Consider the following 12,077-nt stretch of genomic DNA (forward strand, 5'->3'; position numbering starts at 1 on the left):
ACCGGCCCGGTGTCGAGGCCGTCACCGAAGTCCTGCACACCTCGGTACGGGTCGGCCTGACCAAGTACGGAGCGCAGGCGGTAACCCCCGCCGGCCTCGACACCGGGCCGGTCACGCAGGGACTTCGCGAGGGAGGTGGGGACGCGGGGGCCGAGGACGTAGTCGGCGTGGTTGCCGGAGGTGGCCTCGCGCTGGGCGGCGTGGCTCATTGTGGTCTGGCTGAACAGGATGGTGCAGGTCAGGGCGGTGAGCAGGCATAGCGGGGTGACGATGGAGGCCAGCCGGCGGGAGCCGGCCCGCAGGTTGGCCGCGGCCAGGTGGCCGCCGACGCGGGAGGCGCGCAGCGGCAGGGCGAGCAGGGCGACCGCGGCGCGGGCCAGGAGGGGGCCGAGGAGGGACACCGCGATGGTCCACACCAGGGCGGTGAGCAGCACCACCGGGCCGGAGGCCGCCTCGGTGGACAGCGTGGACAGTACGAGGGTGAGGGTGACCCCTGCGGCGGTGGCGAGGAGACCGGCCACCAGCCGGACCCAGGGCAGCCGCGCGGTCGGCAGCGCGGCCTCGCCCAGCGCTTCCACCGGGCGTACCCGGGCGGCCCGGCGGGCGGAGAGGCGGGCGGCGGCCCAGGCGGCCAGCGCGGTGGCGAGCAGTGCGGCGAAGGCGGGGAAGGGGCTGACCACGAGGGGCAGATGTTCCGGTACGGCGCCCAGGGCCACGAACCGGGACCGCAGCCAGAAGCCAAGACCGATGCCGACGGCGGAGCCGAGGAGGCCCGCGGCGACGGCGGTCACCAGTGCCTCGCCGGCCAGCAGCCGGCGTAGCTGCTTCGGGGTGGCCGCGACGGCGCGCAGCAGGGCGATCTCCCGCTGCCGCTGCTGGACGGAGAGCGCGAAGGTGCCCGCCACGACGAGGACGGCGACCAGGAGCGAGGTGCCGCCGAGCGCTCCGCCCAGGCTGATGAGCTTTACCCGCGCCTGCTCCGCGTCGAGGAATTCCACGGCGCCGCGGTCGTCCCCGGTGTACTCCAGCGCCTTGGTGCCGCGCAGGGCGGCGGTCAGGTCCGGCCGTTCCCCCGTCTTCGGGAAGACGCCGATCGCGCTGACCTGGCCGGGGCGGCCCGCCAGTCGCCGTGCTTCGGCCGGGGCGAAGAAGAGTGTGTCCTGGCTGGGCAGGGCCTGCCGGGTGATGCCCGACACCCGGTACGTGGCGGGGCCCGCCGAGGTCAGAACGGGCAGCCGGGCACCCACGCGGGCACCTGAGGCACCGGAGCGGGCGTCGACGACCACCTCGTCGGCGGCCTTGGGGGCGTGGCCGGAGGCCAGGGTGAAGGGGGTGAGCGCCGCCGAGTCCCAGCCGTGGCCCTGGGCCGGGCCGGTCTTGGCGGACACGGGGGTGGACACGGGGAAGGTCACCTCGGCGACCACCTCGCGTACGCCCGGGGACCGGCGCAGCCGCTGCGTCAACGACGCCGGTATCCAGGCGCGTTCGGCGATCGGCTTCGCCTTGTGCTTCGTCTTGCCGTTGGACTTGTGGATCGTCTGGTGTACGTACTGGTCACCGGCCACCAGCACCGGGGCGCCCGCGTAACGCTCGGGTGCGACCCGGCCCCGCAGCCCGGTCTCCAGCAGCATCCCGCAGGCGGTGACGAGCGCGGCGGCGCACAGCAGGGTGACGAACGCGCCCGCGAAGGCGGCTTTGCGGTGTCGCAGCGTCTTGAGTGCGAGGGTCAGCACGGCCATCAGTTCCACGCTCCCAGCCGGGTCATCCGCTCGGCGATCTTGTCGGAGGTCGGGGCGCCCATCACGTCGACGATGCGGCCGTCGGCCAGGAAGAGGACGGTGTCCGCGTACGAGGCCGCCACCGGGTCGTGGGTGACCATGACCACCGTCTGACCCATGTCGTCGACGGTCTCCCGCAGCAGGGTCAGGACGTCGCGGGCGGTCATCGTGTCGAGCGCTCCGGTCGGCTCGTCGCCGAAGATCACCTCGGGGCGGGTGGCCAGCGCGCGGGCGAGCGCGACGCGCTGCTGCTGGCCGCCGGAGAGCTGGGCCGGGCGGCGGTCCGTACGCCCCTCAAGTCCCACGCGTCGCACGATCTCGCCCAGCCACGCCTTGTCCGGGCGGGCCCCGGCCAGCCGCAGTGGCAGGGTGATGTTCTCCAGCACGGTGAGCGACGAGATGAGGTTGAACGCCTGGAAGACGAACCCGACCCGCTGCCGCCGCAGTCGGGTCAGCTTCGTCTCGTCCATCCCGGTCAGGTCCGTGTCCCCCAGCCGGACCGTGCCGGAGGTGGGGGTGTCGAGGCCGGCGGCGCAGTGCAGGAAGGTGCTCTTGCCCGATCCGGAGGGGCCCATCACCGCCGTGAAAGTGCCCTGGGCGATGTTCACCGATACCTCGCGGAGCGCGGCGACGGCCCCTTGGCCCTTGCCGTAAACCCTGCTGACTGCGTCCAACCGCACTGTGTCTGCCATGGCTTCAACCCTGCTGGCCAGGCACGATGCGGACCATGGACCTGATCATGTCCGACCCATGACCTCGTCATGATCCGGACTGTCCGCAGCTCAGCTGGTATACCTGGCCGCGTGATACGGGTGCTTCTGGCGGAGGATCAGCACATCATCAGGGAGGCGCTGGCGGCGCTGCTCGGCCTCGAGGAGGACATCGAGGTCGTCGCAACCGTCGACTCCGGCACCGCGGCCGTGGACGCGGCCAGGGTCTACGAGCCGGACATCGCCGTGCTCGACATCGATATGCCGGGGACGATGGACGGGCTGGAGGCGGCGGCCGTAGTGCGTGAGAAGGTGCCCGGCTGCCGGGTGTTGATGCTCACCGCGTACGGCAAGCCGGGGCATCTGCGCCGGGCGCTCGGCGCGCGGGTGGACGGGTTCGTGCTGAAGACGGCGCCGCCGGACGACCTCGTCAGCGCGATCCGTAAAGTGGCGGTGGGCGAGCGCGTGCTCGACGCCTCGCTCGCGGTCACCGCGTGGGACCTGGCCGACAACCCGCTCACCCCCCGCGAGGTCGAGGTGCTGCGGCTGGTGGCGCAGGGCGCGGAGGCCACGGAGATCGCGGCGCAGGTGCATCTGACGGCGGGGACGGTACGCAACTACCTCACCGCCATCGTCACCAAGCTCAACGCCCGCAATCGCACGGACGCCGTCCGTATCGCGACGGAGGCGGGCTGGATCTAGGTATCCCAGGTATCCGGATACCGGGTCAGCGCAGCCCGTGCTGGTCCGCCCAGGAGGAGATCGCGCCGGCGATCTCGGCCGGGCGGTCCTCGGGGGCGTGATGCCCGGCCGCTCCGCAGTGGACGGTCTCCAGGGCGGCGATGTGCTCGGCGCACCAGCGGGCCATGTCGGGGCCGATCAGCAGGGTCGGTGAGCCTTCGAAGGTCATGAGCAGCTTGGGGACGTCATCGCTCTTCGCGAGCCAGGCGTCGTACGCCTCGATACGGGCGACGAGTTCTGCCGGGTCGCCGCCCAGGGGCATCTGGCGGGCCCACGCCAGGACGGGCCGTCGGCTGTCGGGGGTGGGGAAGGGGGCGAGGTAGGTGGCCAGTTCCCCGGCGGCCACCGGGGTGAGCACGCCTCCGGTGAACGCCTGGCGCACGAAGAGGTTCTGGTCGAGCACCATTTCCTCGCCCGTGCCGGGGGTACGGATCGCCTCGGAGCGCTTACGTGCCTGCGCGGACAGGTCTTCCCAGGCCATCGGCTTCACGATGCTCTCCAGGAAGGCCAGGCCGAGCACCCGTTCGGGGTGTCTGGCCGCCCAGTCGAACGCGAGCGCGCCGCCCCAGTCGTGACCGATGAGGACCACCCGGTCCAGGTCGAGCGCGTCGAACCAGGCGTCGAGATAGCGGGCGTGGTCGGCGAACTGGTAGGGGATGTCCGGCTTTCCGGACCGGCCCATCCCGATCAGATCCGGGGCCAGGAGCCGCCCGCGGCCGACGCCTGATGTGACGTTGCGCCACAGGTGGGAGGAGCTGGGGTTCCCGTGGAGGAACACGAAGGCCGTCCCGTCGCCCGACTCCTCGTAGTACATGGTCGAGTCGAGAACACGTGTCTCAGGCATGTCGATTGGTCCTTTCGTCCGAGAGGTCGCGTCGGCCCTTTTCGGTGCGTCGCGTCGCGCACGGCAGTTACTGTACATGGCTACTATGTCCATGGCTACCAAATCTTGTGGCTGCTGAATCCGCGGCCGCGCGATCCAAAGCAGCCCGGCTGCTACGAAGTTCCGCCGACCAGCCCGGCCTCGTACGGCACCCACGCGGCCAGTTCGAACCAGCCGTCGCCACCCGCGCCCACGGTCAACGTCCCGTCCAGCGCCGCCAGCCGGGTCGTCAGATTCCCGATGCCCGACGACCCCGGCCGGCCGCCCGTACCGCGCGCGCCGTCATTGCGTACGACCAGCCGTACGCCGCCGTCCTCGGAGGCCGTCGAGATCGTGCAGGAGCGGGCGTCGCTGTGCCGCAGCACATTGGTCACCGCCTCCCGCAGCACCGCGCTCAGCGCGGTCTCCGCCTCGGCCCCGAGGCCGCCGAGGCCGCCGAGGCCGCCGAGGCCGCCGAGGCCGTCGATGCCGCCGACGCCGCCCAGGCCGCCCAGGCCGTCGTGCGCACCGCGAACGGCCAGGGACACCTCGGCCGAGACGCCCGCGGCGGTCAGCACCGAGCGCACCGAGGCGGCCTCCGCGGTCAGCGACATACTGCCCGCGCCACCGGAGGCCGCCCGCAGATCGGCCTCGCCGCGCTCGGCCATGGCCAGGACGCTCGTGAGCTGCGTACGGGCCTGCTCGGGTGGCAGTCTGCGCGCCAGTTCGCAGGTCAGCAGCATCCCGGCCAGACTGTGGCCGAGCAGGTCGTGCAGGTCACGGGCCGCGCGCAGGCGTTCCTCGACCACCGCCGAGCGGGCCAGCCGCCGCTGCGCCTCCTTGAGTTCGTTCACGATCTGGTCGAGGCGCAGCAGTCCGTAGACGACCAGCCCGGTGACCACGGTGCTGACGGTGTAGTTGACCGTCATCGCGAGCGGCATGCCCAGCCGCGGCCCGATGAGCGCGACGCTCGCCGTCACACCCCCGACCAGCGGCCAGGCCACGGCCCGGCGGAACGCGAGCAGCAGCGGCCCGGCGAGGAACCCGGCGACCCCCAGCCAGGCGCGGCCGAACGCGAGGATCGGCAGATACGTGAACAGCGCCATCACCGCGAGCGCCACCATGTGCCGGCCGCGCACCGAACGGACCTGCAGCGCGATCACCACGGCCAGACAGGCGGCAGCCGGCAGGACCCGGCTGCCAGGCACCATCAGCAGCGCCTTGAGGGAGAAGCCGACCAGCACGGTGATGAGCAGGGTGAGGGAGAGCGCGCGGGCGTGCCGGTCGTCGGCAGGCTCCCGGGGCCGCGGCACGTCCGGAAGCGTGGCCTCCACGACCTGCCGCCCCTCGCGGGTCAGCCCGGTCGTCAGGGTGCCACCCGCATCGGCGATCCGGTCGGGCAGATCGCCCAGGCTCTCGTCATCCGCCGTCCGCGCCCCGTCGCTGACGACGCGCAGCCGGATCCGTCCCCGCTCGGCGGCGGTCTCGATCAGGCAGCCGGTCGCCGCGCCCTGCCGGACGGTGTCGGTCACGGCCGCGCGCAGTACGCCCGCGAGCAGCGCGCCCGCGGGGCCGAGGGGTTCGGTGTGCCCGGTACGCACCTCCACCGGGACTTCGGCCGCGGTCAGCATCGCCCGCGCCGCCGTCACCTCGGGCGCCAGCGACATGGAGCGGTAGGACGCCGCGGAGCGCCGGGCGTCGGCGAGGCAGTCACGCGCCGAGCGGGTGACGTCGGCGAGCAGCCGCTCGGCACGCTCCGGCTTGGCCAGGGCCGCCCGTACGCCCGTGGTGATCTCGGCGAGCCCGCGCCCGAGGCCGTCGCTCAGCTCACCGGCGATCCGCAGCCGCTCCTCGGCGACCGCGGCCGCTGTCAGGCTCAGCCGGGCTGCGTGGAGCTCGTCGGCCCGCTCCGTGAGCCGGGTGAGTCCGTAGATCACCAGGCTCATCAGCACCATGCTGACGGCCGAGTCCACGGGCCCGCGGAGCACCGCGCCGACGGCGACCGGTACGGCCAACGGCCACACCGGGGTCAGCAGGAGCGAGCCGCCGAGAAAGCCGAGGATCCCGACGGAGGTGCCGGTGGTGTACACCGCCGCATAACAAGCGGCTCCTTGTACGGCGAGCAGCCATGGCCATACGGGGTGCCACCGCCGCGGCAAGGGCGGCACGTGGAGCAGACGGAGCAGTTGGATGCCGAACACGACGGGCGCGAGGAACGACCCGCCGACGAGGTAGACGGTCGCGAAGGCGGCCAGCACCACGACGGTGACAGCTCGCGCCGGACCGGACACCAGACCTCCCCCGCCAGCCGCGCCCAGATGCCCAAGATCCTAAACCTTGAAGGGCCTTCGACCGGACGTCGGTCGAAGGCCCTTCAAGGTGAGGCGAATGCGTCAGCCGCAGCTGCCGCCACATGAGCAGGAGCCGCCTGACTGGCAGCCGCAGGAGCAGCTGGAACCGCAGCCGCAGGCGCCCAGGATGGGCAGCGGCGGACGGTGTTCGGCGGCCGGCCGCTGTTGGGAAGTGGGGTTGGGGAAGTCCGCCATTCGCTTTCCTCCTGGACTCGCGGGCGCGGAGCGCCACCAATTCGCTACAGTCCGTAGCGTGCCCTTCGGCACCGGTCAGGGCTTGGCCGTCATGAGGTCGCCACGGCGGCCGAGTGAGAAGCCCCCTCCCTCGGGAGGGGGAGGAGTCACGAGTCGCCTCCTTGGGAGGTCACACCCGCCCTGCCTATGGTGCCGGTTCGGCTACCAGCCGCAGCGGCGCATGGACGGCGCGCGGATGCACGCGCGCCGACCACATGGCGAGCGCACGCCCGGCGCATCGGGCGTGCGCCGGCCGCCCTCACGCCCCCTCGGTGGCCTCCGCCTGCGCGAGCTCGTCGGCGTGCTCCCCGGTGACCAGGTACACCACGCGCTTGGCGACCGAGACCGCGTGGTCGGCGAACCGCTCGTAGTAGCGGCCCAGCAGCGTCACATCGACGGCCGTCTCTATGCCGTGCTTCCAGCGGTCGTCCATCAGGTGCTGGAAGAGGGTGCGGTGCAGCAGGTCCATCGCGTCGTCGTCCTCCTCCAGCTGGAGCGCGAGGTCGACGTCCTTGGTGATGATCACCTCGGCGGCCTTGGCCATCAGCCGCTGCGCCAGCTGGCCCATCTCCAGGATGGTCGCGTTCAAGTCACGCGGAACGGCCGAGTCCGGGAAGCGGAGCCGGGCGAGCTTGGCGACGTGCTGGGCGAGGTCACCGGACCGCTCGAGGTCGGCGCTCATCCGCAGGCTGGTCACCACTATCCGCAGATCCGTGGCCACCGGCTGCTGCCGGGCCAGCAGCGCGATCGCCCGCGCCTCCAGGTCGCGCTGCAGGCCGTCGACCTTCTCATCTGCGGCGATGACGCTCTCGGCGAGCTTGAGGTCAGCGTCGAGTATCGCCGTGGTGGCCCGTCCGATGGCGGAGCCGACCAACCTGGCCATGTCGACGAGGCCGTCCCCGATCGAATCGAGTTCCTCGTGGTACGCGTCCCGCATCAGTGACCCTCTCTCGCTGTCTTTCGCTGCTGACTCTCGGCGGACTCGTCACTCGCCGCCCCCCAGGCTTCCACGTTCCGGCCGGAACGCGTCGGGTTCCGGCATCCGGAGTGAACCGCCACTGACTCCCCGGTGAACTCTGGGAAACGTCTCCCCACGGGTGCCCGTCTGGGGCTGTGGAGCTGTCTCGTGCCCCGCATAACCTGGATGCATGAACGTGAACGCGGCGATCGCCGCACTGGCGGCGCTCGCCGGGCTGTGCACCGGCGTCATCGCCATGCTGGCGTTCCGCTGGAGCGAACGCGAACAGGCGAAGCCTACGCGCTCCTCACTGCACACGGACGCTGTGCTGCCGCCAGGCGTGGACACCGTGCTCTCCGTCCTGCGCTCTTCGGCCGTCGTCCTCGACGAGGCGGACGCCGTGGTCAAGGCCAGCTCCGCGGCGTACGCGCTCGGGCTGGTCCGCGGCGGGAAGCTGGCCGTCGAGCCGATGCTGCAGATGGCCCGCGACACCCGGCGGGACGGCGAGATCCGCCAGATCGAACTGGACCTGCCCCGGCGCGGCACGGGCCGCGGCGAAGCCCTCGCGGTGTCGGCCAGAGTCGCCCCGCTGGGCTCCCGCCTGGTGCTCCTGCTGGTGGAGGACCTCACCGAGGCCCGCCGGATCGAGGCCGTACGGCGCGACTTCGTCGCGAACGTCAGCCATGAGCTCAAGACCCCCGTCGGCGCGCTGTCGCTGCTGTCCGAGGCCGTCATGGACGCCTCCGACGACCCCGAGGCGGTCACCCGCTTCGCCGGCCGGATGCAGATCGAGGCGACCCGGCTGACCAGCCTGGTCCAGGAGCTCATCGACCTGTCGCGGGTGCAGAACGACGACCCCCTGGAGGACGCGGAGCCGGTCCGCGTCGACGAGCTGGTCGCCGAGGCCATCGACCGGTGCCGCCACCAGGCGGGCACCAAACAGATCACCATGGCCACCGGCGGCACCGCCGATCTGCACGTATGGGGCAACCGCGGCCAGCTGGCCGCCGCGCTCGGCAACCTCGTGGAGAACGCCGTCAACTACAGCCCGGCCCGCACCCGGGTCGGCATCGCGGCCCGCCGTATCCCTGCCACCGGCGGCGATCAGATCGAGCTCGCCGTCACCGACCAGGGCATCGGCATCTCGGAGAAAGACCGCGAGCGGATCTTCGAGCGCTTCTACCGGGTGGACCCGGCACGCTCGCGACAGACCGGCGGGACCGGGCTCGGGCTCGCCATCGTCAAGCATGTGGCCGCCTCGCACGGCGGGGAGGTCACGGTGTGGAGCGCCGAGGGACAGGGCTCCACCTTCACCCTGCGACTGCCGGAAGCCGGCTCGGTGCGCGACCGCGACCGAGACCGCGACCGCTCGTCGCGCGAGCCGTACGAGACCAACGCTGACCTCGATGGAGAGGACCAGGACCGGCCGTACGAGACCAATTCCTGTGAACCCCTTTCTGCCCCGGAGGTCCTTCCGTGACCCGAGTTCTGGTCGTCGAGGACGAGGAATCGTTCAGCGACGCGCTGTCGTACATGCTCCGTAAGGAGGGATTCGAGGTCGCGATCGCGGCAACGGGACCCGAGGGGCTCGACGAGTTCGAGCGCAACGGTGCCGATCTGGTGCTGCTCGACCTGATGCTGCCGGGCCTCCCCGGCACGGAGGTGTGCCGTCAGCTGCGCGGCCGCTCCAACGTCCCGGTGATCATGGTGACCGCCAAGGACAGCGAGATCGACAAGGTCGTCGGCCTGGAGATAGGAGCCGACGACTATGTGACCAAGCCCTTCTCCTCGCGCGAGCTGGTGGCCCGCATCCGGGCCGTACTGCGCCGCCGCGGCGAGCCGGAGGAGGTCTCCCCGGCCGCGCTGGAGGCCGGGCCGGTACGGATGGACGTCGACCGGCACGTGGTCACGGTCGGCGGCGGCAAGGTGGACCTCCCGCTGAAGGAGTTCGACCTGCTGGAGATGTTGCTGCGCAACGCGGGCCGGGTGCTGACCCGGATGCAGCTGATCGACCGCGTCTGGGGCGCGGATTACGTGGGCGACACGAAGACGCTGGACGTTCATGTGAAGCGGCTGCGCGCGAAGATCGAGCCCGACCCCGGGGCGCCGCGTTATCTGGTGACGGTGCGCGGTCTGGGCTACAAGTTCGAGCCGTAAGCCGATCGTTTCACTTTCACTGCGAGGGCCCTGGAAGCGACTTCCAGGGCCCTCGCAGTGGTTGCTGCCGGTGCCGTCGGGTCAGTGGCCCGTCGGGGTCGGTTCGCCCGAGGCGATGCCGTTGGCCGGCGTGCCGCTCTCGTTCTCCGCGGCGCCGGACGGCTTGTTGGTCGCCGTGGCGCTGCCGGACGCCGTGGAGCCCGGCTTCTTGGTGCCGGTCTGCTCGCCGGCCGGGGTGGTGGGCGCCGTGGTGGTCGGGGTCGAGGTCGGCATCTGCGACGGGCCCCAGTCCTCGAAGTAGTGCGTCGCCGGGACCACGAACGCCGTGATCGGCACATCGCCCGTCTTGCTGAGGTCGAAGACGATCGACTGCGCGTCGCCGTTCCTGGGGGCCTCGCGCCCGTTCTCGATGACCGCGGAGGGGTTGCCCTTGCCGCCGAGGAGCACCGAGCCGCCGGCCGGGACGATGACCGCGCCGCTGCCCTTGGCCGGGGACAGCTTCACCTTGGTGCTGGTCCCGGGGAGGGTGATGGCCTTGAGGGTCTGGTTGTCCCCGCCGTTGTTGAAGATCTTGGCCGTGATGACGGCCGGGCCCTTCGCCTTGCGGTCCGGCTGGGTCACGATGGTGGCGTTCTGGATCTTGATATCGCCGATGGATGTCGCGGCGTTGTCCGGCTTGACCTGCAGCGTCTGCGCGTTGTCCCCGGCCGCGCAGGCGGAGAGCGAGGCGACCGAGACCACGAGGGCGGCGGCGGCGAGGGCGCCGCGTCGAAGGCTGCTGCTCACGGCGGCGGCATCTCCTAGGGCTAGGTAAAAGTTGGATCAGCGGGCTTAGGTTACCGATCCCCCCGTCCGGGGCCGCACCCGACCCACCCGGGGTTGCCCATGCCTGCCCGTCGCACCGCGCGGGGCACCGCCCGGGGCCGCGGAGAGGCGGTGGCCAAGGACGCGGCCCGATGCGATCTTCGGCTTCTCGGATCCACTTCTGACGTGCGTGTCCGATGTACGCGGTGAATATCGGTCCGGTGATGGAAGGAGCGATTATCGGTAAGGAATGTGTGGACGTCCGAGAATTGATCAGCACTCTTGATCCACTCTTGATCCACCCCTGATCCACTCTGGCGTGATCAATTCGGGAAAGACGATGGGATCACTCGCTCCAGGCCCGAACGGAGTAGCGGAAGTCCTTCGACTGGACTCCGGCAAAACGGGACGTAAGGTCACTCGTGAGGGGTTGTTGGGGGGTGTAACGTGCGGGTTTCACTACGCCCGTGCAGCCACTCTCACCTGCGAATACCCGGTTCCGCAGGCCCCGCCCAGCACGTTCCGCCCGCTGTTGTCAAGCCCCGAGATATGCCCTGACCTGCGAAAACGCCATTCAGAAGAAGGCGTTCCCGTGTTACCCTGGATAGCCACGGAAGGGGTACCTGTCACATGACGTTCAAGGTTGGCGACACCGTGGTCTATCCCCATCACGGGGCCGCGCTGATCGAGGCCATCGAAACTCGCCAGATCAAAGGCGTGGACAAGACCTACTTGGTGCTGAAGGTCGCTCAGGGTGACCTGACGGTTCGTGTGCCGGCGGACAATGCGGAGTTCGTCGGTGTGCGTGATGTGGTTGGCCAGGACGGGCTGGACCGGGTCTTCGAGGTGCTGCGCGCACCGTACGCCGAAGAGCCGACGAACTGGTCCCGTCGCTACAAGGCAAATCTCGAGAAGCTCGCCTCCGGCGACGTTATCAAGGTCGCCGAAGTGGTGCGCGACCTGTGGCGCCGAGAGCGGGAGCGCGGACTCTCCGCCGGTGAGAAGCGCATGCTTGCCAAGGCACGCCAGATCCTGGTGAGTGAGCTCGCCCTCGCTGAGAACACCAACGAGGACAAGGCCGAGGCCCTGCTCGACGAGGTCCTCGCGTCCTGACACATAGATGCCGCGGTGCCCGAGTGATTCAGACACAGTCTGTCGCCGGGCGCTGCGGCATGTGCGCATACCGGTGTCGCCGAGGATTCCGGTGCCCTGAAGTGCCCTGAAGTCCGGCCCACTGTCACCCCGGGTCACCACGGCCGGCGCTCCGGCCGACCGCCTGCCGGCTCCGCGCCGACGGTGGCCGACGGTGTTGGTGTGCCGGGCCCGGGCAGCTGGCTCGACCAGTCGTCACGGAAGGGGCTGGTCGGGGCATCGCGCCCGGCACGCTGTGGCCATACCCATTTCGGTCGAGGAAGCAAACCTGAACGCCAACTCAATGTCCGTCTCAGGGCAGTCCGCGAATCCCGGGGACAGCGAGAGCCC

Annotated in this window: 10 protein-coding genes; 4 read left to right on the forward strand and 6 right to left on the reverse strand. The window is 70.9% G+C overall.

Annotation, left to right across the window (positions count from 1 at the left end; translation table 11 throughout):
- Window positions 1-1,739, reverse strand: a 1,739-nt coding sequence (locus CCN51_RS35210; protein WP_107426139.1) for an ABC transporter permease, incomplete at its 3' end; no start/stop codon positions are given.
- Entirely contained in the window at window positions 1,739-2,470 is a 732-nt protein-coding gene (locus tag CCN51_RS35215) for an ABC transporter ATP-binding protein (protein WP_055413965.1), read from the reverse strand. The genes CCN51_RS35215 and CCN51_RS35210, both read right to left, overlap by 1 nt.
- Window positions 2,471-2,581: 111 nt before the next feature.
- On the opposite strand from CCN51_RS35215, the gene CCN51_RS35220 reads away from it, so the two are divergent.
- Window positions 2,582-3,190: a response regulator transcription factor gene (locus CCN51_RS35220; protein ID WP_014177585.1), complete on the forward strand. Its 609-nt coding sequence runs from the start codon at window positions 2,582-2,584 to the stop codon at window positions 3,188-3,190.
- A gap of 25 nt (window positions 3,191-3,215) precedes the next feature.
- Here CCN51_RS35220 and CCN51_RS35225 read toward each other — a convergent pair whose 3' ends face one another.
- From CCN51_RS35225 to phoU, 3 genes are all read right to left on the reverse strand, one after another.
- The gene (locus CCN51_RS35225; protein WP_319637652.1) at window positions 3,216-4,166 is read right to left on the reverse strand and encodes a haloalkane dehalogenase; all 951 of its coding nucleotides are present in this window, start codon (window positions 4,164-4,166) and stop codon (window positions 3,216-3,218) included.
- A gap of 59 nt (window positions 4,167-4,225) precedes the next feature.
- The gene (locus CCN51_RS35230) at window positions 4,226-6,382 is read right to left on the reverse strand and encodes a sensor histidine kinase (protein ID WP_245881734.1); all 2,157 of its coding nucleotides are present in this window, start codon (window positions 6,380-6,382) and stop codon (window positions 4,226-4,228) included.
- Window positions 6,383-6,935: 553 nt separating this feature from the next.
- Entirely contained in the window at window positions 6,936-7,613 is a 678-nt protein-coding gene (gene phoU / locus CCN51_RS35235; protein WP_014177582.1) for a phosphate signaling complex protein PhoU, read from the reverse strand.
- A 211-nt stretch (window positions 7,614-7,824) separates the two neighbouring features.
- On the opposite strand from phoU, the gene phoR reads away from it, so the two are divergent.
- Entirely contained in the window at window positions 7,825-9,114 is a 1,290-nt protein-coding gene (gene phoR / locus CCN51_RS35240) for a two-component system sensor histidine kinase PhoR (RefSeq protein ID WP_014177581.1), read from the forward strand.
- Window positions 9,111-9,791 (forward strand): two-component system response regulator PhoP, encoded by a 681-nt coding sequence (phoP, locus tag CCN51_RS35245; protein WP_014177580.1) that lies wholly within the window; start codon window positions 9,111-9,113, stop codon window positions 9,789-9,791. The genes phoR and phoP overlap by 4 nt, the downstream gene beginning before the upstream one ends.
- 81 nt (window positions 9,792-9,872) lie before the next feature.
- On the opposite strand, the gene CCN51_RS35250 is transcribed toward phoP, so the two are convergent.
- Window positions 9,873-10,577, reverse strand: a complete 705-nt coding sequence (locus CCN51_RS35250) for a hypothetical protein (RefSeq protein ID WP_014177579.1) — start codon at window positions 10,575-10,577, stop codon at window positions 9,873-9,875.
- 648 nt (window positions 10,578-11,225) lie between these two features.
- Here CCN51_RS35250 and CCN51_RS35260 point away from each other — a divergent pair.
- Window positions 11,226-11,708 carry a CarD family transcriptional regulator gene (locus tag CCN51_RS35260; RefSeq protein ID WP_003953493.1) on the forward strand — a complete coding sequence of 161 codons (483 nt, stop codon included), beginning with the start codon at window positions 11,226-11,228 and terminating at the stop codon, window positions 11,706-11,708.
- Window positions 11,709-12,077 lie beyond the last annotated feature (369 nt).

Source organism: Streptomyces milbemycinicus (assembly GCF_002154605.1).
In the GTDB taxonomy this organism is placed as follows: Bacteria; Actinomycetota; Actinomycetes; order Streptomycetales; family Streptomycetaceae; genus Streptomyces; species Streptomyces milbemycinicus.